This is a genomic window from Streptomyces sp. NPDC051243, assembly GCF_044455405.1.
GTDB lineage: Bacteria > Actinomycetota > Actinomycetes > Streptomycetales > Streptomycetaceae > Streptomyces.
Window position 1 is genome coordinate 111,395 of the sequence record NZ_JBITES010000013.1, and the last position, 25,471, is coordinate 136,865.

Below are 25,471 nucleotides of genomic sequence, written 5' to 3' on the forward strand. Positions count from 1 at the left end.
GGGGTGGGGAGTTGGCCGTAGGAACGCTGGCAGGACACTGATAGGAAGGTTTACTATCAGAAGCGGGTCGCGATGGACACCGGTGCGCCAAAGGTTCGTACCTATCTACGAACCGGCCCGGCTACGGCAGCGGCTGCTCCGCCCAGATGACCTTGCCCGACGGCAGGTACCGCGTCCCCCAGCGCTCGGCGAGCTGCGCGACCAGGAACAGGCCGCGCCCGCCCTCGTCCGTATTGGCCGCGTAACGCAGATGCGGCGAGGTGCTGCTGCTGTCGAAGACCTCGCAGATCAGCGTGCGGTCGCGCAGCATCCGTACGCGGATGGGGTCGCCGCCGTACCGGATCGCGTTGGTCACCAGCTCGCTGAGCATCAGCTCCGTGGTGAACGACAGCTCCTCCAGCCCCCACTCCTCCAGCGTCCGCGTCACCGACGAGCGCACCTGGGCGACGGCCGCAGGATCGGAAGGGACGTCCCACTCGGCGACCTGCGCGGGCCCGAGCGCCCGCGTGCGTGCCACGATCAGCGCGATGTCGTCGCCCGGCCGGGCCGGCAGCCGGTCCTCCAGCACTGCCCGGCAGGTCTCCTCCGGTGAACGGCCGGCCCGGGTCAGCGCGGCGCGCAGCAGCTCCAGGCCCTCGTCGATGTCGTGCTCCCGGTCCTCGACGAGCCCGTCCGTGTAGAGCACGAGCCGGCTGTCCTCCGCCAGCTCCAGCTCGGCCGCCTCGAACGGCAGCCCGCCCAGGCCCAGCGGGGGACCGGCGGGCACGTCGGGGAACTCGACCGTGCCGTCCGGGCGTATCACCGCCGGCGGCGGATGACCGGCCCGCGCGACGGTGCACCGCCGCGACACCGGGTCGTAGACGGCGTACAGACAGGTCGCGCCGGTCACCGGGGCGCTCTCGCCCTCCTGGGCCTCGTCCTGGTCGATGCGGGCGACCAGCTCGTCCAGGAGCGCGAGCAGTTCGTCCGGCGGCAGGTCGAGCGCGGAGAAGTTGTGCACCGCCGTACGCAGCCGGCCCATGGTGGCCGCCGCGTGCAGCCCGTGACCGACGACGTCCCCCACCACCAGCGCGACCCGCGCGCCGGACAGCGGCAGTACGTCGAACCAGTCGCCGCCCACACCGGCCTGCGCCGGCAGGTACCGGTAGGCGATGTCCAGGGCGTTCTGCTCGGGCAGACTGCGCGGCAGCAGGCTGCGCTGGAGCGTCACCGCCATGCTGTGCTCGCGGGTGTACCGGCGGGCGTTGTCGATGGACACCGCGGCCCGGGCGACCAGTTCCTCGGCGAGCGCGACCTCGTCGGCGTCGAACGGCTCGCCCTTCTGCGAGCGCCAGAAGCTGACCACCCCCAGCACCAGGGAGCCCGCCCGGAGCGGCACCGCCACGAGCGAGTGGATGCCGAACTCCACGACCTGCGCCGACCGCTCCGGATCCTGGGCCCGCCAACCCGGCGCCGCCTCCAGCCGCGGCTCGATGACGGCCCGCGCGCCGCTGAGCGCCCGGGCCTGCGGCGAGGAGTCGACGAAGCGGATCTGCTCGCCCACCGGGTACAGCGGCGCGCCCTTGCGTATCCCCCGGCACGCCGTGCGCCGCAGCCGCGTCGCCGCCTCCGGCTGCCCGCCCACGAGCACGGCGTCGAACAGGTCGACGGTGGCGAAATCCGCGAACCGCGGCACCGCCAACTCGGCCAGTTCCTCGGCGGTGCGGGTGACGTCCAGGCTGGTGCCGATGCCCACCCCGGCGTCGTACAGCATGTTCAGGCGCTCGCGGGCCTCCTCCGCCCGGCCGGACAGGGCCCGCAGCTCCGTCGAGTCGCGCAGCGTGGCGACGCTGCCCGACGGCCGGCCCCTGAGGTGGGTCGGGCGCTGGTTGACCGCCAGCAGCCGATCCGCCACCAGGTGCACCTCGTCCGTGGCCATCCGGCCGGAGTCCAGCAGTTCGGCCGTGTCGGGCGCGAGACCGAGGTCCACCACCCGGCGTCCCTCGGCGTCCTCGGGCAGGTCGAGCAGGCGGTGCGCCTCGTCGTTGGCGAGCAGCAGCCTGCCCTCGTCGCCGACGATGATCACGCCCTCCCGGACAGCGTGCAGGACGGCGTCGTGATGCTCGTACATGCGGGTCATCTCGTGCGGCCCCAGGCCGTGTGTCTGCCGCAGCAGACGCCTGCTGACCAGGGCCGTGCCGCCGGTGGACAGGGCCAGTGCCACCGCGGCGGCGGTCAGCAGGAGGGGGAGCTGCCGGTCTGCGGTACCGCCCACGGTCGCCTTCGTGACCCCGGCCGAGACCAGCCCGACGACCTGCCCGTCGGGTGCCCTGACGGGAACCACGGCCTGTACCAGCGGCCCGATGGTGCCGGTGATCTCCTCGGTCACGACACGTCCCGCCAGCGCGGGCGCGAGCGTTCCGACGAACTTCTTCCCGATCCGGTCCGGCTTGGGATGGGTGTAGCGGGTCCCGTCGGTGTTCATGACGACGATGAAGTCCACGTCCGTCGCCTCGCGCGCCGCCTCCGCCCGCGGTTGCAGCACCGCGGTGGGGTCCGGGCTGTCCAGCGCCTCCCGGGTGCCCGGCGCGTTGGCGAACGCCTCGGCCACGGCCACCGAGCGGTTGCGGGCCTCCTGCGTGGTGTCGTACCGCACCTGCAGCACCAGAGCCGCCACCGCGGCGACGACCAGCAGCAGCACGATGACCACCTGGAGCAGGAACACCTGCCCGGCGACGCTGAGCCCGCCCACCGTCGACCGCAGCGCGGAGAACGGGCCCTTGCGCCGCTCCTCGCCGGACGCGTCGGGCGGCGCTCCCCGTTCGGGTGCCCCGGGGGCGTGGCCGGGGGCTCGGCGGGCGCGCGGATCGCTGGGACGGGAGGCCGACCGGGCCCCGGATCGACCCAATAGTCGGACCATGTGCCCATGTCTACACTGCCGGGCCGCATGAGGCGAGAGACGTCACGGACCGTGACAGAACTCGCTCCCTCGACACGGAACGATCACGGGAGGGATACGCCGAATCCGGGCAACTCCCGCTCCTGTCACGGGGATAGGCGGACGCGGCAGCGGGCGCCCAGTCGACGGCGAAGGTCCGCGTGCCCTCACTTCCGGCGCAGGGGGGTGATCCGTCGCGTGGCGAGGAGCAGCGCGATGTCGTCGGGGCGGTCCGCCGTGTGCCGGGCCTTCGCGGTGAGCCGGTCGGCCACGCCCGCCAGCGCCCGCCCGCCCGCCCGCGCGGCCGGGGCACCGGCTCTGGCCAGCGCCACCCGCAGCGCGCTGATGCCGTCGTCGATGTCGACCCCGGGCCGCTCGACCAGCCCGTCCGTGTACAGCGCCACGACGGCACCGGGCTCCATCCGCAGCTCCGCCACCGGATAGTCGGCCTGCGGGTCCACGCCGAGCACCACGCCGCCGGACAGGTCGACGACGTGGGTACGGCCGTCCGGGCGGCGCAGCAGCGGCGGCGGGTGCCCGGCGACGGCCGCCCGCGCGATGCCGGTCACGGGATCGAGCCGGATGTAGCAGCAGCTCGCGAACAGGCCCGAGTCGAGGTCGATGAGCAGACGGTTGGTGCCGCTCATCACCTCGTCGGGCGGCAGGTCGCCGACGGCGAAGGCCCGCACCGCGGTGCGCAGCTGGCCCATGGTCGCCGCGGCCTGCACCCCGTGCCCCTGCACATCGCCGATCACCAGGGCGATCCCGTCCCCGGCGGTGATGACGTCGTACCAGTCCCCGCCCACCTCCATGCCCTGGGTGCCGGGCAGATAGCGTCCGGCGGTCTCCATCAGCGGGTGCTGCGACAGCCGCCGCGGGAGCAGCGCCTGCTGCAGCCCGCGGGCCAGTGCCGCCTCGCTCTCGTAGCGCCGCGCCTTCTCCAGGGCGTGCGCGATCAGTCCCGCCATCGCCGTCAGCACCGTGCGCTCCTCGGTGCTGAAGCTGCGCGGCCGGTCGAAGCCGAGGATGCAGGAGCCGACGGGGCGCCCGGAGGCGATCAGCGGGAGGAAGGCGCGGGCGCCCTCCGTCGCGTCCAGCGGGATGCCCGGATAGGCGTCGGCGAGCTGCTGCATCGAGTCGAAGAACAGCGGCCGCCCGCTGGTCAGCGTCTCGACCCCGGGCAGCCGCTCCTCCAGGCCCACACCGTCGAACGGGGCGAGGAACCCCTTGGGGAAGCCCGCCTCCCAGGCCAGGAACAGATGCCGCTCCTGCAGCAGGTAGATGGCCAGCCGACGCCCGCCGAACGCCGGCAGCAGCTCCCGCATCACCACTGCGGACACCTGACGCGCCGTGACCGCCTCCGTCAGCGCGATGGCGAGGACGATGGGGCGGTACAGGGGAGCGAGCGACGGAGTGCCGGCCGTCTCCGGCACGCCGAGCGCCTCCGGCGGGCCGGACGGGCTGTCGGTCATCCGGTGCCCCGGACGGAGCGTGCAGGTCAGCAGGTCCGGGCCTGGGTAGAGGGACAGGGCGAGCCAGTCGCCGCCGAACGGGCGGGCGGCGCTCTCCCGGCCGGGGTCGGAGGGTCTGCGGACGTGGAAGTGCACCGGATCCGGCGACAGCAGCGCGCCGCGCAGATGATCCTCGACGGCGGGCTGGTTCAGCCACGGCACGCCCTCCCACAGCGGCCGCCCCAGCAGCTCGGTGCGCGGCCGGCGCAGCAGCGCCGCCGCCCGCGGATTGGCGTAGACGACCGTCCCCACCCGGTCCAGGCAGAACACCCCGTCGGGCAGCAGATCGGCCGCCGCGTCCGCCACCGTGCCCGGCCCCGGCTCCAGGACGACACCCCGCACCGCCCGGACCCCGGAGCGCGCCGGGTCGTCGTACGGCCCCCAGACCTCCACCAGCCGCAGCGCACCGTCCGCCGCACGCGCGTACAGCGGCAGCGCCGGTGGCCGGCCGCCGGCCGCCTCCCGCAGCGCCGCCAGGACCCGCTCCGCGTCACCCGGCGCGACAGCCCGCGCGAACGCCTCCGCGCTGCCGTCGGACTCCTCCGCGGCCCGGCCCAGTACCAGGTTCAGCCGGTCGTCCGCCGTCACGCGGCCCGTCACCGGATCCCAGGTGAACCGGCCCAGGCGTCCGGACGGCGCACGGCCGGCGGGTGGGCGGACACACAGCGGCCCGCCCTCCCAGGACACCGTCGAGGTGTCCCCGTGCGCCAGCTTCTCCAGCGCGGCACCGAGTTCCTCGGCCAGCCGCGCCATGCGCTCGCGCACGGGCAGCAGCTCGGTGGCGTCCGTCGCCGAGGGGCGCAGCACGGTCAGCACGCCGAAGACCGTCGAGTCGCCCGGCACGGGCACGTACACGGACCCGAACTGGAACGGCAGACCGGCCGCGAACTGCGGATAGCGGCGCATCGTCTCCGTCGCGTTCGGCAGCACCACCTCGACGCCGAGCCGGTAGGCGTCCGCGACGGGGAACGGCCGGTCGGCGTGCAGCCGCCACCACGGCCGGAACAGCGGCCCCGGCAACCCCTCGAGAACTGCCAGACGCAACAGTCCGGGCGTGCTCGAGCGCAGGTAGACCCCACCCGCGTAGCCACCGGCCGCGCTGATCGCCTCCGCCGAGGCATCGATCAGCAGCGCCGCCAGCCTGCCGGGCGTCCGCTCTGCGCCTTCGGCGCTCCCAGTCATCGGCCCTACCTCGTCCGTACGCCCTCACGCGTGCGACACAGCAAGAATGCGCCACGACGCACCTTGCCCGCACCCGGGCGGCTTGACCAGGGGTGTGCGGGAACCGAGTGAAACCGGTGCCCATCGCACCGGGGGAGCCGCGCCGCCGGCCTCGACCGGATCCGCGGGAACCCGAAACCGTCCGGCAGAGCTGCCCGTTGTGGGTGCGGGTCCGCCACCACCGACCGGCACCGCAGGGGTCGGCAAGGCGGACGCTCTCGGGAAGACTCGGAAACATGACCGGCCGGCGCGGCACAGGCAGGAGACCAGAGCCATGGAGTACTACGACCTCGGCACCCACACCCGCTCCGTGACGACCTCCTCCCCGCAGGCCCAGCTCTGGTTCGACCGTGGGCTGGCATGGACGTACGCCTTCCATCACGAGGAGGCCGTCGCCTGCTTCGAGGCGGCCGCCGCGGCGGACCCCGACTGCGCCATGGCCCACTGGGGCATCGCCTACGCGGCGGGTCCCAACTACAACAAGCCCTGGGAGTTCTTCGACGACCGGGACCTCGTGCGCACCGTGGACCGCACCCACGCCGCCGTGGAACTGGCCCACACGAAGGCGGCGACCGCCACCCCTGTCGAGAAGGCGCTGATCGCCGCCCTGCGCGCCCGCTACCCGCAGGCCAAGGCCGTGGAGGACTGCTCGGTCTGGAACGCCCCGTACGCCGACAGCATGCGCGCGGTCTACGAGCTCGCCCCCGACGACCCGGACATCGCCACCCTGTACGCCGACGCCCTGATGAACCTCACTCCCTGGGAGCTGTGGGACCTGAGGACCGGCGAACCGGCCGAAGGCGCGCGCACGCTGGAGGCCAGGGCGGTGCTCGACCGTGCCCTGGCCACCGACGCGGGGCGCGACCACCCGGGCGTGGTCCACATGTACATCCACCTGATGGAGATGTCCCCGACACCCGAGGTGGCGCTGCCCGTAGCGGACCGGCTGCGCGGCCTGGTGCCCGACGCCGGGCACCTCCTCCACATGCCCTCGCACCTGGAGGTGCTCTGCGGCGACTACCGGCGGGTGGTCTCGGACAACACCGCGGCGATCGCGGCCGACGCGAAGTACCACGAACGGGCCGGGGCGATGAACTTCTACACCCTGTACCGCTCGCACAACTACCACTTCAAGATCTACGGCGCGATGTTCCTCGGCCAGTCCCGGGTCGCCCTCGAGACCGCGGCGCAGCTCGAGGCGTCCATCCCGGAGGACCTGCTGCGCGTGCCGAGCCCGCCGATGGCCGACTGGCTGGAGAGCTTCCTCGCCATGCGCTTCCATGCCCTGATCCGCTTCGGCCGCTGGGACGACATCCTCGACCTGCCGCTGCCCGCCGACCCCGAGCTGTACTGCGTGACGACCGCGATGCTCCACTACGCCCGCGGTGTCGCGCTCTCCGCCACCCACCGCCTCCCGGAGGCGGAGACGGAGCGCCGGCTCTTCCACGAGGCGGTCGCCCGGGTGCCCGAGACCCGCATGCTCTTCAACAACACCGGCGCCGACATCCTCGCGATCGCCTCGGCGATGCTCGACGGCGAACTCGAGTACCGCAAGGGCGACCACGCCGCCGCCTTCGCCGCGCTGGAACGCTCCATCGAGCTCGACGACAACCTCCCCTACGACGAACCCTGGGGCTGGATGCAGCCCACCCGGCACGCCTACGGCGCGCTGCTCCTCGAACAGGGGCGCATCGAGGAGGCCGAGGCGGTCTACCGCGCCGACCTCGGCCTCGACGGCACGCTTCCGCGCGCCCAGCAGCATCCCAACAACGTCTGGTCCCTGCACGGCCTCCACGAGTGCCTGACGCGCCTCGGCAGGACCGGCGAGGCGCAGATCGTCGCCCGGCAACTGCAGCTCGCCGCCGCCCTGGCGGACGTACCGATCGAGGCGTCCTGCTTCTGCCGGCTCGAAACCCACCAGGGCGCGGCCGCGCAGGACGGTTGCTGCGACAACTGAGGGACCCGGGTGTGGGCGGGCCGGGGCGCGTCTGTTCGAAGGGCGAACATCACGTCGCAATGACCATGTGCGAGGGCCTCCCCCAGCGTCGTGGGCAGCATCTCGCCGTCGAAGCGCTCTCGGCCCGTATCCGTTCGGCGTGGACAGCGTTCGCCCGCACCGGCGACCCGGGCCGGCCCGCCTACGACACCGACCGCCGCCTCGTCCGGCTCCTCGACACCGCCCCCACGGTCGCCGCGTACCCGCAGGACGCCTCACGCCGCTCCTGGGAGCGGCACACGTTCGCGGAGCTGCCGTTGACGACGACATGACGGGCCCCATGGGGCGCGCTACGGCGGCCTCCCCGCGCTCGCCTCGGCCGAATGTGACCGACTGCGGCCGGTGCGGGCTCGGCAGCACCTCCGTCGGCCGGCCGCCCGTCTCACGCCCGCCCATGCGCCTCCTGCGACCGTCGTGCCAGGGCGTCGATGACCACGGCGGCGAAGAGCACCCCGCCGGTGATCATGAACTGGACCGCGGTGGGCGTGTCCGTGATCACCATGCCGGAGGCGATGGACTGGATGACCAGCATGCCCAGCACCGCGGACCAGGTCGTACCGCGTCCGCCGAAGAGGCTGGTGCCGCCGATGACGGCCGCCGCGATGGCGTTGAGCAGCAGCAGGCCCGAGCCCGCGCCCTGGGACACCGAGGTGATGCGCGAGGCCAGGAAGAGTCCGCCGAGCGCGGCCATGGTGCCGGACACGGCGAGCACGGCGGTCTGCACGCCGGTCACATTGAGGCTGGCGCGGCGGGCCGCCTCGATGCTGCCGCCGAGCGCATAGACCTGGCGGCCGTAGTGCGTGCGGCGCAGCACGATGTCGAGGCCGGCCACCACCACGAGGAAGATCAGCAGGGCGAGCGGCAGCCCCTGGAACCGGTTGAGCAGGTATGCGGCGGTGAACGCCACCGCCGCCAGGACCGCCGTACGCACGACGATCCCCCGGAACGTGCGGTGCGGCATCCCGACCGCCATGCGCCGCCGCCGGTCCTGCCGGGACACCAGGAACACCAGTCCCGTGCCGACCGCCGCCAGGGCGTACGCGGCGGCGTCGTTGGTGAAGTAATGGCTTGTCAGCCGGGCGACGAGCCCGTTCTCGTCGAGGTTGACCGTGCCGCTGGTCCCCAGGATGTAGAGCATGAGGCCGTTGAAGGTGAGCAGGCCCGCCAGGGTGACGACGAAGGCGGGCACCCGGGTCTTGGCGACGGAGTAGCCCTGGACGGTCCCCGCGACGGTGCCGGTGAGCACCGCGAGGATGAGTGCGAGCCATTCCGGCACGCCGTTGTTCACATTCAGCACGGCGAAGACGGCGGCGGCGAGGCCGCTGACCGAGCCGACCGACAGGTCCAGCTCACCGATCAGCAGCACGAAGACGATGCCGACCGCGATCAGCCCCGTACCCACGATGTCCACGCTGAGATTGGACAGGTTCCGCGGTGACAGGAAGCTGTCGTTGAGGGACTGGAAGGTGATCCAGACGGCGGCGAGGACCAGGACGACCGGGAGCGAGCCCAGCTCGCCGGCGCTCAGCTTGCGCCGCAGGACCGTGACCCCGGTTTCGAGGACCTGGGAGAGGCCCGCCGTCCGCCCCGGGCGGTGGGTCGGCGCGGTGGGCCGGGAGGCTGCGGCCCGGCTGTCGTCGGCCTCGCTGTGCGTCCCTTTCACCACCCTGCCTCCCGGTGGGCCATCCGGCGTGGCACGTTCTCCGTGGCGCCGGTGATGGAAGCGATGATCTGTTCCTGCGGCGCGGTGTTCACGTCGAAGAAGCCGTTGTTGCGGCCGAGCCGCAGCACGGCGGCCCGGTCCGCGAGGGCCTTCACATCGCCCATGTTGTGGCTGATGAGCAGCACCCCCAGGCCGTGGTCGCGCAGTTGGTCCACGAGATCCAGAACCTCGCTGGTCTGCTCGAAGCCGAGCGCGGCGGTCGGTTCGTCCAGCAGGAGCACTCGCGGGTCGCCGAGGAGCGAGCGGGCGATGGCGACCGTCTGCCGCTGGCCGCTGGACAGGGAGACGACGGGGGCGCGCAGATCGGGAATCCCCCTGGTCAGGCGCTCCAGCAGCTGACTGGTGCGACGCTCCATCTCGACCTCGTCGAGGAATCCGAACCTGCGGATCTCCCGGCCGAGGAAGAGATTGCCCACCACGTCGAGATTCCCGCACAGCGCGAGGTCCTGGTAGACGGTGGCGATGCCCAGGTTGCGGGCGTCGTGCGGGCGCCGGATCTGGACCGGCCGGCCCTCCCACTCGATGACGCCCTTGTCCGCCGGGGCGACTCCGGAGATCACCTTGACCAGGGTCGACTTGCCGGCCCCGTTGTCACCCAGCAGCGCGACGACCTGCCCGGCGCGGATCTCCAGCTCGATGTCGGTCAGGACCTCGACGACCCCGAAGCGCTTGCACACGCCGCGCAGCGCCAGCAAGGGGGGACTCGCCACGGACACCATCTCCTTCCCACGACCGGTCCGGCGGAGGAACCGCCCGGTCAGGTGAGTCCGGCCCTGGCGCAGGCGGCGTCGAGCTGCGGGGTGCAGATCTGCTGGATCGTGTACACACCGTCCTTCACCAAGGTGTTCTCGATCGTCTCGACGGTCACGGACACCGGGGTGAGCAGGACGGCCGGAACCGTACTCCCCGTACTCGTACGCACGGTGTCCTGGGCGACCCGGTCGAGGCTCTCGCCGCGGGCCGCGGCCACGGCCAGTGCTGCCCCGGCGGAGGCCTCGGGCCCGAAGGGCTTGTACACGGTCATGTACTGCTCGCCGGCCACGATCCGCTGCACGGCTCCGAGTTCCGCGTCCTGTCCGGTGATCGGGGGCAGCGGCTCCACCTTGTTGGCCTTGAGGGCGGCGATGCTGCCGGCCGCGAGTCCGTCGTTGGCGGCGTAGACCCCGTCGATGTTGTCGGCGCCGAGGGCCGATATCGCGCCGGACATGTTCATGTGGGCGACCTCGGTCCGCCACTGGCGGGTGTCGTACTCCTTGGCGATCTCGACCTTGCCCTCGAGCTCGGACAGGGCGCCCTTCTTGAACGACACCGCGTTGGGGTCGGTGGGATCGCCGTTCATCATGACGATCCGGTCGTCGGCCGACCCGCCGCCCATGGCCTGCAGCAGCGCCCTGCCCTGGAGCCTGCCGACCTCCTCGCCGTCGAAGGAGGCGTAGGCCGCGATGGGGCCCTCGGCGAGGCGGTCGTAGGCGATGACGGGGATACCCGCCTCGTCCGCCTTGGCGACGGTGGGTCGCATCGACCGGGAGTCGACGGCGACGAGCAGGATGGCGTCCACTCCCTCGGCGATCATCGAGTCCATCTGGGCCTGCTGGATGGCCACGTCGCTCTTGGCATTGGCGTGCTCGACCTCGCAGTCGGCGCAGAGCGCCTTGATCCGCCGGTCGAGCATCGGCCTGTCGTTGGTCTCCCAGCGCTGTGTGGTGGCGTCCGGCAGCAGGACGCCGATCCTCGGCCCGTTCCCTCCGCCGGAGTCGTTCCCGCCACTGTCCCCGCAGGCCGCGAGCGCGGTGGCCGTGACGGCCGCGGTCACCGCGACGGCCGCCCCCCGTACGCAGGCCTTCATGCGAGGGACCTCCCTTTCCTTCACCTCGCGGGGTGGGGAGGGCGTCAAGGACGGACGGTCGCGATACCGGCGCCGAGCATCGCGAACGGCCATGCCGCCTGAGATCAGGGAACATTTCATGACATAAGCGGCAAGACGACTATGCCGTAAGTGTGGCACCGGCCGCTGTGAACTGCGAACGCGACCGCCATCGCGTCCGACTGATGGGGGATAGGTGTGATCTGTCTGCTTCGTCCGTATATGAGACGCTGGTAGCTGAGCGCGCCGATCTCAGTCTGTCGGCACCTGTGGCCTCGGGGCGGGAGGAAGGTGCGGACATGCCTCATGACGGCCCGGCCCGGACCGGCGTCTCGCAGCTGCGGGCATCGGAGGCCCGGGCCGCGGGCACCGGTCCACCGCCTCCGGCGCACGAGGCCGCCCCGGGGGAGCGGGCCCTGACGTTCGCCGGAGCGGCGCTGGTCGCTGTCTATGTGCCCGGCGCCGACGAGGAGCAGCTCCGGCTGGTCGAGACCGCGGGAGAGGAGCCGGCCCGGTACGGCCTGCCGCAGCTGCTGCCCCTGTCCGGCGACTCACCCGCCGCGCGGGCCCTGCGTACCGACCGGCCGCTGTGGCTGAGCGCCGCAGCCCTCGCCGCCTACGAGCACGGGCCCACACCGCCGACGGCGTCACTCGGCGCACTGCCCCTGACGGCGGAGGGCCGCCGGCTGGGCTGCCTCGTCGTCGTGGGGACACCGGCCGACGGATTCGACGCCGAGCAGCGCCGCCTCCTGGAGCGGTACGCCTGCGCGGTCGCCGACCTGCTCCGGACCGGGCCCGACCGACCCGGATCGCCGGGCCTGCTGGTCCTCGCGCTGCGCGCGCTGCGTGTCGGCTCCTTCGTCCTGGTGCCGGACACGGGCGTGATCGACGCGGACGAGACCCTGCTCGAACTGGTCGGCATCACCCCGGCCGACTTCGACGGCAAGGCGGACACCCTGCTCGCCAACGCCCTCCCGGAGGACATGCACGCGCTGATGTCGGTCCTGGAGCCGGCCACCGCCGAGTCCGCCCGGCGGGAGCTGGAGTTCCGGGTCCGCCACCCCACCGGCGAGGTGCGCTGGCTGAGTCTGCGGTGCCGGATGGCGGCGAGCGCCGACGACCGGCCGCAGCAGGTCCTGGGTGTGGTGACGGCGACCTCGGTGCAGCGCCGCAGCGCCGACGACGTGTCCCGGATCCAGTGGCTGACCGCCGCACTCGACGACGCCACCACGGTCCAGGACGTCGGCCGCGTGGTGGTCACCGCACTGCGCGAACCGCTGGCCGCCGACCGGGTGGCGCTCGCCGAGCTGCGCGAGGACCGCCTGGTGGTCATCGTGCTCGACCCGCCGCAGCCCGCCGCCTGGCCCGAGATCTGGCGTTCCCAGTGGCGCTCGGAATGGCCCGACGCCCCGGTCCGCGCCCTGCCCACCCTGCAACTGGCTCTGCGGGACGGCCGGATGGATCTGTGGCCCGCCGGTACGTCCCTCGAACCGGGCCTCGCGGGGATCGGCGCCGGCGGCCTCGCCGTCCTGCCGCTGCCCGCCAAGGGCGCCGTCGTCGGCGTATGCCTGGTCGGCTGGGACCAGCCGCACGAGTTCCCGACCGAGGAACGGTCCGTGCTGACCGCGACGGCCGCGCTGGTCGGGCAGGCCCTGGAGCGGGCGCACGCGTACGACGCCGAGCAGGAGCTCGCCACGCTGCTCCAGCGCAGCCTGCTGCCCCGGCGCCTGCCCGAACTCCCCGGCGGGACGGCCGTCGCCCGCTATCTGCCCGCTCGGCGCGGACTGCAGGTCGGCGGCGACTGGTACGACGTCATCGTCATCTCCGAGGACCGGGTGGCCCTGGTCATCGGAGACGTGCAGGGACACAGCGCGGGAGCCGCGACGATCATGGGCCAGATGCGCACCGCGGTCCGGGCGTACGCGGTGGAGGGCCACCCGCCGGACGTGGTCGTCTCGCACGCCAACCGGCTGCTCGTCGGCATGGAGACGGATCTCTTCGCCACCTGCTGCTACGTCGAACTGGACATGGAGGAGGGCAACGCGCTGTTCGTACGGGCCGGGCACCTCTCCCCGCTGGTCCGCCACCCCGACGGCACCACCGAGGAGGTGCAGGTCGAGGGAGGGCTGCCGCTGGGCGTGCTCGCCGAGGCGGAGTTCCCCATGACCGCGGTGGCGCTGACCCCGGGCACGGTGCTCGCCCTGGTCACCGACGGCCTCGTCGAGGCCGCCGACCTGCCCCTCGACGAGGGCATGGACCGGACACGCGCCGCGCTCGCCACGGCCGACCCGGCGGACCCGGGCCGGATGGCCGACGACCTGCTCGGCGACGAGGGCCGCCGCGAGGACGACGTCGCGCTGCTGCTGCTGCGCTACGACGGCATGACGGCCCGGCCGATCCGGGCCGGCTGGGAGGTGTGGCGGCTGCCCGACGCCGTCATGCACGCCCGCCGCTTCACCGCGCGCACCCTGCGCCGCTGGAAGGTCGCGCAAGCGGCCGACGGCGTGCTGCTGGTCGTGTCCGAACTGGTCACCAACGCCCTGATCCACACACAGGGTTCGGTGCGCCTCGACCTGATCCTGCGCGGGGACCTGGTGCGCGTGAGCGTGACCGACTCCTCGCCGCGCGCCCCCGCCAAACCGGTGATCGTGGACTGGGAGTCGACCGGTGGCCGGGGCCTGCTGCTGGTCGAGGCGATGTCGGAGTCCTTCGGCTCGGTGCCGGTGGCGGGCGGCAAGCAGGTGTGGAGCGAGATCCGCGTGCCCCGACCCGTGCCGGCCGGCGCGGACTCGGTGCCCCGAACGGACCTGGGGGGCCTGCCGTGAGAACCCGCGCCCAGTCCCGTACCCGGCACGTCGTCGCGGCGCTCGTCGCCGCACTCATGACGCTGTCCCTGGCTGCCTGCGGGGGAGAGGACGAGGCGGGCACGGACAGGTTCACGGTCGGTCTGCTGCTCCCGAACCGAGTGACTCCACGCTGGGAGAAGTGGGACAAGCCGCTGATCGAGCAGCGCCTGAAGGAACTGTGCCCGCGCTGCACCGTGGTGTACGCCAACGCCGGGGGCGACGTGGACCGGCAACGGCAACAGATGACCTCCATGATCACCAAGGGGGCCAGCGTCCTGATCCTCGACCCCGCCGACAGCAAGGCGATGCGCTCCTCGGTCCAGGAGGCACGCCGGGCGGATGTCTCGGTCGTCGCCTACGACCGGCTCGCCGAGGGACCGATCTCGGGCTACGTCAGTTTCGACGGCGCGCAGGTCGGCAGACTCCAGGGCGAGGCGCTGCTGGAGGCGATGGGCGGCAGCGGAAGCATCGTCATGATGAACGGCGACCCGACCAGCGCCAACGCCAGGTGGTTCCGCGCGGGGGCACTGTCCGTCATCACGGGCAAGTTGAAGATCGCCAGGTCCTACGACACCGTGGCCTGGAGCACCGACAACGCCCACGCCAACATGTCCGCCGCCATCGCGGCCCTGGGCGCGGACCGGATCGGCGGCGTCCTGGCGGCGAACGACTCCATCGCCGCGGGAGCCATTTCCGCGCTCAAGACGGCCGGCGTCAGGAAGCTTCCCCCCGTCACCGGCCAGGACGCCGACCTCGACGCCGTTCAGCGCATCATCAAGGGCGAGCAGTACATGACGGTGTACAAGCCGTTCAACGCGGAAGCCGCCGCAGCCGCCGACATGGCCGTCGCCCTGGGGCGGGGCGAGGACGTCCGGGACACGGCCACGGAGCTGCTGGACAGCGCCACCACCGAGGACATCCCGGCCGTACTGCTCACACCGAGAACGGTCACGGTCGGCAACATCGAGGAGACACTCGTCAAGGACGGCGTGTACAGCATCGAGCAGATCTGCGTCCCCAAGCTCCGTCCCGCCTGCTCCGAGGCCGGACTCTCCCCCTGAGGGGCCCCGGAGCCGGACCGGCCGGCGTCCGAAGCGGCGGGCGGGCGGCGGAGCGCATCCGACACCCGCCCTCTTCGGGGCCGGCTCCGGCTCAGGGGAGCTCGGCCGGCGCGGGACTGTCGTCGAGGAAGCCGCCCGACTGGTGCTGCCACAGCTTCGCGTAGGCGCCCTCCGCCGCGAGCAACTCGTCGTGGCTGCCCTGCTCGACGATCCGTCCGCGGTCCAGGACGACCAGCCGGTCCATGGTGGCGACCGTGCTCAGCCGGTGCGCCACCACGAGCGCCGTCCGCCCGTCCATGAGCCGCCACAGCGCCTCCTGGACGAGGATCTCGCTCTCCGAGTCCAGCGCGCTGGTCGCCTCGTCCAGCAGCAGGATCGGTGCGTCGCGCAGGATCGCCCGGGCGAGAGCGACCCGTTGACGCTGACCGCCGGACAGCTTGACGCCGCGCTCGCCCACCATGGTGTCGAAGCCGTACGGCAGCGCGTCGGCGAACTCCGTGACGTGCGCCGCCTCCGCCGCACGGCGGATCTCGGCCTCGGTGGCGTCCGGCCGGGCGAACGCGATGTTGTCCCGCAGGGTGCGGTGGAACATCGCCGGGTCCTGCGGCACATAGGCCATCAGGCTGCGCAGGTCGGCCTGGCGCAGCCGGCTGATGTCCTGACCGCCGACCAGGATCCGGCCGGAGTCGACGTCCGTCATCCGCAGCAGCAGCCGGGTGAGCGTGGTCTTGCCGCCACCGGACCGGCCCACCAGGCCGATCTTCGACCCGGCGGCCACCTCCAGATCGAGCCCCTCGAACAGAGGCCGGCCACCGGCGTGCGTGAAGGCCACCCGCTCGAAGCGGACATCGGCGGCCCCGCGCACCAGCGGCTCCGGCGACGGCGGGTCGAGCACCGTCGGCGGCGTCAGCAGCAACTCGGTGAACTGCGCCGCCTCCGTCATCGAGCTCTCCAGCCGGCGGTAGATCTGGTTGAACTCGAACATGATCCGGGTCGCGTTGGAGTAGTAGGTGAAGGCCACCACGATCGCCTCCACGCCGTGCGCGCCCCCGCCGAGCGTGACGGCGAGCAGCAGCCCCAGCGCGTTGGTCAGCACCGACATCGGCGCGACCAGCGTGTCGATGCGCAGATTGCCGTAGTCCCACGACCGCAGGGTGAGCCGCCGCGACGCAGCGACGCGGGCGCGGTGCTCGGCCGCCTCCCGCCCCTCGGCGGCGAACGCCCGCACCGTGTCCATGTTCATCAGGCTGTCGGCGACATGGCCCGACACCCGGGCGATCGCCTCCTCCCGCTCGTCGACGAGTGCCTGGCGGCGCCGGATCAGGGGCACCACGCACACGGCCGTCACGGCGACCATCACCAGCAGCCCGACCACGAGCAGCGGTTCGTAGCGCCACAGCACCACCGCACCGAATGTCAGCGGCACGAAGCTGCCCACGATCTGGAACGTCAGCGTGTCGACGAACTGCTCGAAGCGGGTGGCGAAGCTCAGGACGCGCTTGGTCAGCGACCCGGCGAAGTTGTCGTGGAAGAACGCGGCGTCCTTGGCGAACAGCTCGTCCATCCCGATCACGTACAGGTGCTCGATGCCGAGGGCGTCGAGGCGGTTCAGACAGTGCAGGGCGATCCGCCACAGTGTCTCGGCGAACAGCAGGACACCGACGAAGCCGAGGACGTACGGCAGCGCCGAGCCGACGGTGACGTCCTTGTCGTCGGCGATGTCACCCACGAGCTTGGCGACGATCAGCGGTGCGATGTAGTTGATTCCGATGTTGCCCAGCGCCGAGAGCAGCATCGTGGGTGCGGTCAGCCGGCGGAGCCGGGCCAACTCCCGTCCGTAGTAGCGAAGTGCGAGTAGTACCGAGCGTTTGCTCGGCTGGACCTTGCGTGATTGAGGCGTTTCCATCCCAACCCTGTGGTGTTCTGCGGCAGCCTGCCACGCGGCACGCGGGCAGGGGTCATCGCCGGCGACGGCCGTTGTGAGTTCGGGTTCGAGTGCGGAAGTGTCCCGCGACGGCGACCGCGCGGTCCAAGGGTTTTCCGGTCGGGAATCGGCCCTCGGCAGGCCGTCGGCACGGTCCCGCGAACCGGCCTCGCAGCATGGTCCTCACCGCACCGGACCCGCACGGTATGCAGGGACACCACAGCCCCAACTCCCCAGGCACACGGAGGACTTGGTGCGACTCATGCCCCGCTCCCCGTCCGGCTGGACCATGGCCGTGTTCGGCATCCTCGCGGCCACCATGGGCGTGGTCGGACTGCTCGCCCCGGACGCCCTCCTCACCGTCATGGGCTTCACCCGTGTAGGGGACGTCCGGCGCGCGGAGGGAGATCACACACCGGTCTTCCTGACCGCGTCCTGCATGGCGGCACTCAACATGGGGGCGTACTCCGTGCTGGCCGCCCTCTCCGACTGGAAGGCATCCTTCCGCTGGACCGCGCCCTTCCGCCTGTTGACCTGTACGGTCTTCCCCCTGCGGGTGCTCGCCGGCCGCGCCCGCTCCGGCTTCGTCGGCGTGGGTCTGTGGGAGGGCCCCGGCGCCCTGGTCACGGCCGCGGCTCTCCACCACGAGAAGCAGCGCGGGGCCCGCACCGACGCCGACGAGCGGGCGGCCGCCGCCTGAGACCGGGGCGAGTCACTCGCCGGAAGGCTTTCCCCGCGGGCAGTCGGGCCGACTCGGCCGTACGGCGGTGCCGTCGCCGTGGAAGCCGTCGGTCACTTCAGGACCGCCTCCCAGGTGTCGACGGCGAAATGGACCGTCAGGCCGTGCCGTGCGTACAGGGCGGGAGCCCCCGTGGCGTTGGCGGTGTCCACACCGAGTCCCACCGTCTCCCGTCCGCGCGCGGCGAAGGCGCCGAAGGCGTGCCGCAGCAGCAGGCTGCCGAGACCCTGGCCACGGGCTTCGCGCAGCACGCCGATGCTCCGGATCCAGCCCATCGCCTCACGGTCGTCGCGGGCGATCAGAAACCCGGCGTCCCCCAGTTCCTCGGTGCCGACGATCCACACCAGGGACCAGTCGAGCACATCGGCGTCGACGTCCTCCAGCCACTGGTCGTAGGTGCGCGGCTGGAAGTCGAAGTGCTGCGCGAAGCTCGACTGATACAGCGCGTGCACCCGCGCACGATCCTCCTCGCCGGCGCACGGCCGCAGCCGTACGCCGGGCGGGGCCTGCGGCACGAGGTCCTCGGCCGTGTCCAGAAGCCGGTGCAGCACGTGATACCGACGTACGACGTACCAGCCCCGCCGTTCGATCAGCGCCGTGTCGAGCGTCGGCTCGGTGTTGAGATGCAGATGCACCACCGCCCGCGCGGCACCGTTCGCACGGGCCTTCTCCAGGGCTCGGTCCTCCATCGCGTCCAGCAGGATCTCTCCGGCCCGCTGATGGTCGGGCAGCACATAGTGGTCGATGTCGACGCGCTCACCGCCCGACTCGTCCCACAGCAGGCCGTAGGCCACCAGCCGGTCGCCGTCGAAGGCCAGCCAGGAGTCGCGCTCCAGCGTGACGTCGGACCGCTTCAGATCGGACTCGACGGTGTGCTGGTCGGTCTCGGGCCGGCCGATCTCCAACCGGTCTATGTCGTTGAGCAGTCCGGTGATGGCGGCCGCGTCGCCGAGGCCGGCGGGGCGAAAGACGTAGGGCATGGGCTCAGGGTCCGGGGCGAGGAGGACGGCCGCAACGGGATATCCATGGCGGCGATCCCTTCAGGGATGACATCACCAGGCTCTGACGTGAGGTCACCCGGACCCTGGGACTTCTCAGGTACCGCCCCCGCGGCGCGGCACCTACCGTCCTGACGTCAGGACACACCGACCCACGAAGAGAGGGCTCCCATGCGCCGCCGACCGATCCAGACCCTGCTGGCCACAGGAGGCGCCGCCGCGCTGCTGGCGCTCACTCCGCTCACCGCGCACGCCGCACCGCACCAGGGCGGCAACTACGGCGCCTACGCCTACGAAGGGCAGTACCCCACGGTCGGCGGCTGCGCCGGGACCTTCCGTCAGGTCGGGCCGACCAAGACCGCCGCGGGGATGTCGCTGAAGTACTTCTACTCCGCCAAGTGCGGCTCCTTCGCCCGCATCGAGAACTCCCGCGCCAACTGCGCCGCGGTGCTGGAGCGCTCGAACTCCGGGGCGGGACGCGCCGACGGCTGGGTCTCGGAGACCGTCGACGCGGGCATCAACTACGCCTACACGAAGATCGGCAACAACCTCGACGGTCGTGTCTCGCGGGCGCTGCTGGCGTGCGACGGGCACGCCCTGACGACCACGGGCTGGTACTGACGAGCCCGAGCCGGCGGCAACCGAGCAGGCCGAGGGGCCGTCCTTGAGAACATCATGCTCACCACAATCAACACCGCCCCCTTGGCCTCCTCGGTCCGCCAGCTGCTCGACTTCGCCTGGACCCAGACCCGGTCCTGCGCCTTCGCCATCGCCCTGCTCTCCGGCGTGGCCGCGTCCACCCTGCTGCCCGGCCTGCCCGTGGCCCGCTACGACCTGCTCGTCGTGTACGGCGTGCTGCTCACCGTCCTGTTCTGGGTGCGCGGCTGGGAGAACGGCCGGGACATCGCCGTCATCGGCGTCTGCCATGTCATCGGCCTGGCCTTCGAGCTGGTGAAGGTGTCCCTCGGTTCGTGGAGCTACCCGGAGCCCGCCGTACTGAAGTTCGCGGGCGTCCCGCTCTACGGAGGGTTCCTCTACGCGGCCGTCGGCAGCTACGTCTGCCGCGCCTGGCACCTGTTCGACCTGGAGCTGGTCCGCTACCGGCCTCGGGCGACAGCCGTCGTGGCCGCGGCCGTCTACGTCAACTTCTTCAGCCACCACTGGCTGCCCGACGTGCGCTGGCTCCTGGCCGGCCTGCTCCTGGCCGTCACGGCGGGCACCTCGGTGCGTTTCACGGTCCGTGGCGTACGCCGCCGGATGCCGCTGGCGCTGTCGTTCGTCCTGATCGGCTTCTTCCTCTGGGTCGCCGAGAACCTCGCCACCTACGTGGGTGCCTGGCGCTACCCCTACCAACTCCACGGCTGGGAGCCCGTGGGAGTGGACAAGTTCGGCGCCTGGTCCCTGCTGATCAGCGTGACCTTCGTCCTGGCGGCGGTGACCCGTGCGCGCCGCCGCCCCGAGACCGACGGCGCGGGTGACTCGATGCCGGGAGGGTCCTGAACGCGCCTGCCCGCATGATGAGGCAGACCGGCCGGGAAGACCGTGGTCAGCCCCGGCCGGTGGACCGCTACTTGCTCGTCGGCCCCGCCTGCTGCACGACCTCGAAGGACCACAGCGTGGACCCGCTGGCCGCCGGCTTGGGGCGCTCGCCCGCCTCCGCGCCACCGCCCTGGTGGGCCGCCTTCATCGGGCCCTCCATCCAGGCCTGGAAGGACTCCTCGTCACGCCAGCGCGTGTACACGAGGTAGGTGTCGGTGCCCTCGACGGGGCGCAGGAGCTCGAACCACTCGAAACCGTCGGAGTTCTCCACGGCGTGCGCACGCGAGGCGAACCGCTTCTCGAGCGTCTCGCGCTGCTCGGCGGGGACGGTCAGTACGTTGATCTTGACTACGCTCATGGCCTCATCCTGCCGCACGTCCTCAGGCAGCCGGACAGCGACTCGGCTCGCACCGCCCCGATGGCGGGCCGGGAGCGGCGCCCCCGGCACCGGGGGCACCGTGGTGTCAGGCCGTGTGCAGGGTCAGCCCGTAACGGTTGAGGATCTCGTTGACGGGCTGGAACCAGGTCTCCCCGCCGCCGGAGCAGTTGCCCCAGCCGCCCGAGGTGACCCCCTGCGCCTGGTCACCGCTGATGAAGGAGCCCCCCGAGTCGCCGGGTTCGGCGCAGACACTGGTCTTGGTCATCTGGTGCACCGCGCCCTGGCTGTAGTTGACCGTCTCGTTCCTGGCCAGCACCGTCCCGCAGTGCCAGTGCGTCGTGGAGCCGGAGCGGCATATGGAGGTGCCGACGGGCGCCTCGGCCGAGCCGCGCACGAGCCGGTCCGGGACGGTGCCCCAGCCCAGGACCACCGGCACGGTCCACCAGCCGCTGCCGACGCTCACCCAGGCGTAGTCGTCGCCGGGGAACGAGGAGCCCTGGAAGGAGCCGATGTGGCTGCCGTCCCAGCCCCTCACCCCGGCCCCCGGCTGCCCGCAGTGGCCCGCGGTGACGAAGCCGCCGTGCACCGAGAAGCCTATGGAGCAGCGGACGTTGCCCGTGTAGTACGGATCGCCGCCGACCGTTCCCGCCGCGAAGGTGCGCGGAGCCGCGGCCACCGTCTCGACGGTGACGGGGCCGGCCGCCCGGGCGCGGGAGAGGAAGCGCCGGACATCGTTGTCGGCCTGCCTGTCGCGTACGACGTTCACGACGACCGTGCCGGCCACCGGATCGACGTGCCAGCTGCTGACGCCCGAGGGTGCGGGGATGCGGTCGATGCGGGCCTTGGCCGCGTCGAGTTCTCGTTCGCTGTGCGCGACGGTGCGCACCGTCGCTCCGGTGGCCCGGATCTTCCGCACCGTCGCGGGCGGGGCGTCGGAGGTGACGGCGACGGTGAGCCGCTCGCTCTCGGCGTCGAACCAGGACCCGCCGAAGGCGGACCCGGCGGCCTCGCGCGCCTTCGCCGCGAGGTCCATGGCGGTGCGTTCCGCGGCCAGTCGCGCCTCGGCCTGGCGCTTCGACAGGCCGAGGTCCCGCTGCATCGCCTGCAGCAGTCCGGTGGAGGCGGGTCCGGCCTCGGCCGCCTCGACGGTGTCGTTCGCCGAGGCGGACCCGGTGCCGCTCGCGGTCCAGCCGCCGAGCAGGAGGAGCACCGCGAGGCCCGCGTAGGTGAGTCTGATGCGTCTCAAGGGAGTTGCCCTTCGTCGTTCCAGCAAGGTGGGGGTGGAACAACCACAGGCTGAGAGCGCTCTCATTCAGGGTCGGGCAGAGCTTAGCCAGCTCGGCCTGTCAGGTCCATACCAATGCGGGGAACGTTGGGGGATGCCCAAGTGGAAGGCACGTGGCGATTCCGTGGTCCGGCAAGTCAGGCCGGCGTTCGGCGAGTTCCGCCTGCGGCTTACCCTGACCGCTGTCCGCCGACTCCCCTCGCCGCCCGCCCAGCGCCAGAAGGAGCACCGTCCGTGGACCTGACAGCCGCGCTGGCCACTCACCGTCTGGTCGCCGTCGTGCGTGGTGACGACCCCGATGCCGCGCTGCACACCGTGCTGGCCCTGGTCGAGGAAGGCGTCGAACTGGTAGAGGTCTCACTCGCCGGCAAGGACGCCCTCTCCGTCATCGAACGGGCCCGGCACGCCCTCGGCCCGGACCGCCCCCTCGGCGCGGGCACCGTCCTGACCGCCCGGGACGCCCGCGCGGCGCACAGCGCGGGAGCCGACTTCGCGGTCACCCCGGGACTGGGCGACGGCGTCGGCGCCGCACGGGAGTTGGGCATGCCGGTCCTCGGCGGTGTGCTGACCCCGACCGAGGTCATCGCCGCGAGAGCCCTGGGAGTGGCCGCGCTGAAGCTCTTCCCGATCGCCCAGGCCGGGGGAGCGGAGTATCTCAAGGCGTTGCGCGGCCCGTTCCCCGACGCACCGTTCGTCCCGGTGGGCGGAGTCGACGAGGCCGCCGCCCGGTCCTGCCTCGCGGCCGGAGCCATCGCGGTCGGCGTCGGCTCCCCCCTCGTCGGCGACGCCGCCGACGGAGGCAGCCTCACCGCCCTCAGGGAACGCGCCCGCGCCTTCCGCAAGGCCGTGCAGGAGGCGACGGCGTGACCCCCGCAGCGGCGCCCACCACCCGCCCCGACCGCCTGGAACCGGGCGACGGCATCCGCGGGACCGGCATGGTCGATACCGTATGCCGCGGCCGGTCGCCGTTCAGTGGGCCTGCATGACGGCCCGTCACCGGAGTCCCGCATGACCGCCCCTTGCCGGAATCCCGGCAAGACCGCCCGTCACCGGAGCCCTGCGTGCCGGCCCCTCACCGGATTTCCGGCGTGACTGGCCCATGGCGCCCGGCTCCCGGCCCGGTCGTGTGCGTCGGCGAGACCATGGCGGCCCTGGCTCCCGACCCGCCCGGCCCTCTGCTGAACGCGGCCCGACTGCGGCTGTCCGTGGCGGGAGCCGAGTCGAACGTCGCCATGTACCTGGCCGACCACGGCGTCCCCGTCGCCTGGCTCTCGGCGGTCGGTGACGACCCTCTGGGACACCGGGTTCGCGCCACCGTGTCCGCCGCCGGAGTCGACGTGTCGTATGTCAGCACCGACCCCCACCGCCCGACCGGCCTCCTGGTCAAGGACCCCGGCCCCGCCGGGACCCGTGTGCACTACTACCGGTGTGACTCGGCCGCCTCAGCCCTCGGCCCCGAGGTGCTGGACGGCCCGCCCGTGCGCACGGCCTCGCTGCTGCATCTGACCGGCATCACCCCGGCCCTGTCGGATTCGTGCCGACAGCTGGTGACGCGAGCCCTGGCCGCAGAGCCCGGGCAACGCCCGTACGCGGTGAGTTTCGACGTCAACCACCGTGCCGCTCTGTGGTCGGACGGGTCGGCCCCGATCGTGCTGCGCGAGCTGGCCGACCGGGCCGACATCGTCTTCGTCGGCCTGGACGAGGCACAGGCGCTGTGGGGCGCGAAGCTGACGCCGCAGGACGTACGAGCGGTGCTGCCGCGTCCTCGCATCCTCGTCGTCAAGGACGGTGCGAACGACGCGACCGCGTTCACCGGGGAGGGCGTCCACACCGTGCCGACGCCGCCTGTGACAGTGGTGGAGGCCGTTGGTGCCGGTGACGCCTTCGCGGCCGGTTTCCTCGCGGGCCTGCTGCGGGGCGCGACGACGACACGGGCCCTGCGGCTGGGGCATGTCACCGCCGCCTCCGCCCTCCGGGTCACCGGAGACCACGGGCCCCTGCCCGCCCCGCGGGAGACGGAGGCGTTGCTCGCTCTCTCGGCGCGGGAGTGGGCCGAGCAAGGGCAGTAAGTAATCGCTGTGCTGGCTTCGGCGGCCGGCACCACACCGGTACCGACCCTGAGAAAGCTCCGCGCGGCGGCCGACTACGCCGTCGACAAGGTCCGCACCGTCGCACCGACCGTGACTTCCTTCCCCGTCGGCACGAAGTTCGAGAAGTGGCTCTACTCGCGGAACGGCGACTGGGTCGGCGGCTTCTGGCCGGGCACGCTGTGGATGGCCTGGCTCCACAGCGAGGACGACGCCTTCCGCGGCTGGGCACTGGCGTCGGCCGAGAAGCTGGCCCCTCGCCAGTACGACACCGGCACGCACGACCTCGGCTTCCTCTTCTGGACATATCGGGACCAGCAGCGGGAACGAAGCGGGCCGTAGCGGCGCTGATCACCGATCCGGGCACCTTGAGGTCCGTCCGTCCGGCCGGTCGGCGGCATGCGCTGCCCCGGCACAGCCACTTCCTGGCGGTCTCCACCGCCGGGTGCACCGCGAAAGTCCCGGGGCACATGAGCCTCGGGACTTCGCTCGTCCTCCAGTCGGAGACCGGGACGCTCTGCGGTTGCCGATGTGCGTCGGCCCGGTCGGCCCGGTCGGCCCGGTCGGCCCGGTCGGCCCGGTCGGCCCGGTCGGCCCTGTCGGTCCGGTCGGCGCGCGGGACGCGGAACACGCCAAGGGCTGCGGCGTCGTTGCTCCCGCAGGCTGCGAGGGTTGTCGTGGCGGAGCGGCTGTGCGCACATGGCGGCCCAGGGCAGTCGCGCAAGAGCAAGCAGTTGGCGGGTGCGGCACGGGTCGCGCTCGGCTGGCGGTCGGCATCCGGTGGCTGCTGAGCGGGTTGCGGGGGGCAGTAGGAACCGCCTTGTACCGTCGGTGATGCACGACGCGCCGACGCCGATCGCCGTCGCCTAGGTGTATTGATCACGAGCGTTGTTGACAGTTGCTGGGCTTGATCATGGCGAAGACCTCCGGTGTGGTGGAGCTGTCTAGGACTGCACCGCACGGAGGTCTTCGTGTCCCACCGTAATGCCCGGCTGACCGTTCACGGCAGGCGGCTGCTCGTCGAACGGGTCCGCGCAGGTCGCCCCGTCGCTCATGTGGCTGCGGAGATGGGGATCTCCCGCGCCACGGCCCACAAGTGGATCCGACGCTGGCGATCCGAGGGCGAGCCGGGCCTTGCCGACCGCTCCAGCCGGCCCCGGACGACACCCCATCGCACCCCGGCGGCCGTGGAGGCCCGCGTCTGCCGCCTGGGGCAAGACCGCAGACTCGGTCCCGCAAGGCTCGGCCCGATCCTGGGCCTGCCCGCCTCGACGACCCACCGGATCCTGTCCCGCCACGGCCTGAACCGCCTGGCCCACCTGGACCGGCCGACCGGCCAGGCCGGGGCGGCCCGGACCGTGCTGCGCGAGCTGAGCAGGCC

At 72.3% G+C, this 25,471-nt stretch carries 19 protein-coding genes and 1 pseudogene; 11 read left to right on the forward strand and 9 right to left on the reverse strand.

The features are described from left to right. Positions 1–121 precede the first annotated feature (121 nt). The gene (locus ACIBAG_RS31125) at positions 122–2,899 is read right to left on the reverse strand and encodes a SpoIIE family protein phosphatase (protein ID WP_399109589.1); all 2,778 of its coding nucleotides are present in this window, start codon (positions 2,897–2,899) and stop codon (positions 122–124) included. 185 nt (positions 2,900–3,084) lie between these two features. After that, positions 3,085–5,610, reverse strand: coding sequence for a SpoIIE family protein phosphatase (locus ACIBAG_RS31130; protein WP_399109591.1), 2,526 nt, complete (start codon positions 5,608–5,610; stop codon positions 3,085–3,087). Positions 5,611–5,923: 313 nt separating this feature from the next. Here ACIBAG_RS31130 and ACIBAG_RS31135 point away from each other — a divergent pair, with 313 nt between their 5' ends. Both ACIBAG_RS31135 and ACIBAG_RS31140 read left to right on the forward strand, forming a co-directional pair. Beyond that, a complete protein-coding gene (locus ACIBAG_RS31135; RefSeq protein ID WP_399109593.1) occupies positions 5,924–7,606 on the forward strand; it encodes a hypothetical protein in 1,683 nt (560 codons plus the stop codon). 59 nt (positions 7,607–7,665) lie between these two features. After that, positions 7,666–7,917 (forward strand): hypothetical protein, encoded by a 252-nt coding sequence (locus tag ACIBAG_RS31140; protein WP_399109595.1) that lies wholly within the window; start codon positions 7,666–7,668, stop codon positions 7,915–7,917. Between the two features lie 110 nt (positions 7,918–8,027). Here the strand turns inward: ACIBAG_RS31140 and ACIBAG_RS31145 are convergent, their stop codons facing one another. From ACIBAG_RS31145 to ACIBAG_RS31155, 3 genes are read right to left on the reverse strand one after another with little or no spacing between them, the layout of a single operon-like run. Then, positions 8,028–9,311 carry a sugar ABC transporter permease gene (locus ACIBAG_RS31145; protein ID WP_399109597.1) on the reverse strand — a complete coding sequence of 428 codons (1,284 nt, stop codon included), beginning with the start codon at positions 9,309–9,311 and terminating at the stop codon, positions 8,028–8,030. Then, a complete protein-coding gene (locus ACIBAG_RS31150) occupies positions 9,305–10,087 on the reverse strand; it encodes an ATP-binding cassette domain-containing protein (protein WP_399109599.1) in 783 nt (260 codons plus the stop codon). The genes ACIBAG_RS31145 and ACIBAG_RS31150 overlap by 7 nt, the downstream gene beginning before the upstream one ends. A 38-nt stretch (positions 10,088–10,125) precedes the next feature. Further along, a complete protein-coding gene (locus ACIBAG_RS31155) occupies positions 10,126–11,214 on the reverse strand; it encodes a substrate-binding domain-containing protein (protein WP_399109601.1) in 1,089 nt (362 codons plus the stop codon). Positions 11,215–11,531: 317 nt separating this feature from the next. Between ACIBAG_RS31155 and ACIBAG_RS31160 the strand changes: the two genes are divergently transcribed. Beyond that, the gene (locus ACIBAG_RS31160; protein ID WP_399109602.1) at positions 11,532–14,057 is read left to right on the forward strand and encodes a SpoIIE family protein phosphatase; all 2,526 of its coding nucleotides are present in this window, start codon (positions 11,532–11,534) and stop codon (positions 14,055–14,057) included. A gap of 56 nt (positions 14,058–14,113) precedes the next feature. Next, a complete protein-coding gene (locus tag ACIBAG_RS31165; protein ID WP_399109844.1) occupies positions 14,114–15,139 on the forward strand; it encodes a substrate-binding domain-containing protein in 1,026 nt (341 codons plus the stop codon). A 91-nt stretch (positions 15,140–15,230) separates the two neighbouring features. Here ACIBAG_RS31165 and ACIBAG_RS31170 read toward each other — a convergent pair whose 3' ends face one another. Beyond that, positions 15,231–17,045, reverse strand: a complete 1,815-nt coding sequence (locus tag ACIBAG_RS31170; protein ID WP_399109604.1) for an ABC transporter ATP-binding protein — start codon at positions 17,043–17,045, stop codon at positions 15,231–15,233. Positions 17,046–17,325: 280 nt separating this feature from the next. On the opposite strand from ACIBAG_RS31170, the gene ACIBAG_RS31175 reads away from it, so the two are divergent. Beyond that, a complete protein-coding gene (locus tag ACIBAG_RS31175; RefSeq protein ID WP_399109845.1) occupies positions 17,326–17,763 on the forward strand; it encodes a hypothetical protein in 438 nt (145 codons plus the stop codon). A gap of 92 nt (positions 17,764–17,855) precedes the next feature. Here the strand turns inward: ACIBAG_RS31175 and ACIBAG_RS31180 are convergent, their stop codons facing one another. Continuing rightward, the gene (locus ACIBAG_RS31180; RefSeq protein WP_399109606.1) at positions 17,856–18,782 is read right to left on the reverse strand and encodes a GNAT family N-acetyltransferase; all 927 of its coding nucleotides are present in this window, start codon (positions 18,780–18,782) and stop codon (positions 17,856–17,858) included. 189 nt (positions 18,783–18,971) lie between these two features. On the opposite strand from ACIBAG_RS31180, the gene ACIBAG_RS31185 reads away from it, so the two are divergent. Both ACIBAG_RS31185 and ACIBAG_RS31190 read left to right on the forward strand, forming a co-directional pair. Then, a complete protein-coding gene (locus ACIBAG_RS31185; RefSeq protein ID WP_399109608.1) occupies positions 18,972–19,421 on the forward strand; it encodes a hypothetical protein in 450 nt (149 codons plus the stop codon). Positions 19,422–19,475: 54 nt separating this feature from the next. Further along, positions 19,476–20,300 carry a DUF817 domain-containing protein gene (locus ACIBAG_RS31190; RefSeq protein WP_399109610.1) on the forward strand — a complete coding sequence of 275 codons (825 nt, stop codon included), beginning with the start codon at positions 19,476–19,478 and terminating at the stop codon, positions 20,298–20,300. Positions 20,301–20,367: 67 nt separating this feature from the next. Here ACIBAG_RS31190 and ACIBAG_RS31195 read toward each other — a convergent pair whose 3' ends face one another. Together ACIBAG_RS31195 and ACIBAG_RS31200 are read right to left on the reverse strand one after the other, a co-directional pair. Then, the gene (locus ACIBAG_RS31195) at positions 20,368–20,697 is read right to left on the reverse strand and encodes an antibiotic biosynthesis monooxygenase family protein (RefSeq protein WP_399109612.1); all 330 of its coding nucleotides are present in this window, start codon (positions 20,695–20,697) and stop codon (positions 20,368–20,370) included. A 106-nt stretch (positions 20,698–20,803) separates the two neighbouring features. Continuing rightward, a complete protein-coding gene (locus tag ACIBAG_RS31200) occupies positions 20,804–21,964 on the reverse strand; it encodes a S1 family peptidase (RefSeq protein WP_399109614.1) in 1,161 nt (386 codons plus the stop codon). Between the two features lie 273 nt (positions 21,965–22,237). On the opposite strand from ACIBAG_RS31200, the gene ACIBAG_RS31205 reads away from it, so the two are divergent. From ACIBAG_RS31205 to ACIBAG_RS31220, 4 genes and pseudogenes are all read left to right on the forward strand, one after another. Continuing rightward, complete coding sequence (locus ACIBAG_RS31205) at positions 22,238–22,870, forward strand: bifunctional 4-hydroxy-2-oxoglutarate aldolase/2-dehydro-3-deoxy-phosphogluconate aldolase (RefSeq protein ID WP_399109615.1); 633 nt, start codon at positions 22,238–22,240, stop codon at positions 22,868–22,870. Positions 22,871–23,091: 221 nt separating this feature from the next. Then, the gene (locus ACIBAG_RS31210) at positions 23,092–24,072 is read left to right on the forward strand and encodes a sugar kinase (protein WP_399109617.1); all 981 of its coding nucleotides are present in this window, start codon (positions 23,092–23,094) and stop codon (positions 24,070–24,072) included. A 9-nt stretch (positions 24,073–24,081) separates the two neighbouring features. Next, entirely contained in the window at positions 24,082–24,432 is a 351-nt protein-coding gene (locus ACIBAG_RS31215; protein WP_399109619.1) for a hypothetical protein, read from the forward strand. Between the two features lie 629 nt (positions 24,433–25,061). Next, positions 25,062–25,430: pseudogene (locus ACIBAG_RS31220) on the forward strand (leucine zipper domain-containing protein); the annotation flags it as partial. Positions 25,431–25,471 lie beyond the last annotated feature (41 nt).

Coding starts and splice junctions, on each gene's coding strand:
- ACIBAG_RS31125 (WP_399109589.1), bottom strand. CDS start 2,899: ATGGTCCGACTATTGGGTCGATCCGGGGCCCGGTCGGCCTCCCGTCCC.
- ACIBAG_RS31130 (WP_399109591.1), bottom strand. CDS start 5,610: ATGACTGGGAGCGCCGAAGGCGCAGAGCGGACGCCCGGCAGGCTGGCG.
- ACIBAG_RS31135 (WP_399109593.1), top strand. CDS start 5,924: ATGGAGTACTACGACCTCGGCACCCACACCCGCTCCGTGACGACCTCC.
- ACIBAG_RS31140 (WP_399109595.1), top strand. CDS start 7,666: ATGACCATGTGCGAGGGCCTCCCCCAGCGTCGTGGGCAGCATCTCGCC.
- ACIBAG_RS31150 (WP_399109599.1), bottom strand. CDS start 10,087: ATGGTGTCCGTGGCGAGTCCCCCCTTGCTGGCGCTGCGCGGCGTGTGC.
- ACIBAG_RS31155 (WP_399109601.1), bottom strand. CDS start 11,214: ATGAAGGCCTGCGTACGGGGGGCGGCCGTCGCGGTGACCGCGGCCGTC.
- ACIBAG_RS31160 (WP_399109602.1), top strand. CDS start 11,532: ATGCCTCATGACGGCCCGGCCCGGACCGGCGTCTCGCAGCTGCGGGCA.
- ACIBAG_RS31165 (WP_399109844.1), top strand. CDS start 14,114: ATGACGCTGTCCCTGGCTGCCTGCGGGGGAGAGGACGAGGCGGGCACG.
- ACIBAG_RS31170 (WP_399109604.1), bottom strand. CDS start 17,045: ATGGAAACGCCTCAATCACGCAAGGTCCAGCCGAGCAAACGCTCGGTA.
- ACIBAG_RS31175 (WP_399109845.1), top strand. CDS start 17,326: ATGCCCCGCTCCCCGTCCGGCTGGACCATGGCCGTGTTCGGCATCCTC.
- ACIBAG_RS31180 (WP_399109606.1), bottom strand. CDS start 18,782: ATGCCCTACGTCTTTCGCCCCGCCGGCCTCGGCGACGCGGCCGCCATC.
- ACIBAG_RS31185 (WP_399109608.1), top strand. CDS start 18,972: ATGCGCCGCCGACCGATCCAGACCCTGCTGGCCACAGGAGGCGCCGCC.
- ACIBAG_RS31190 (WP_399109610.1), top strand. CDS start 19,476: ATGCTCACCACAATCAACACCGCCCCCTTGGCCTCCTCGGTCCGCCAG.
- ACIBAG_RS31195 (WP_399109612.1), bottom strand. CDS start 20,697: ATGAGCGTAGTCAAGATCAACGTACTGACCGTCCCCGCCGAGCAGCGC.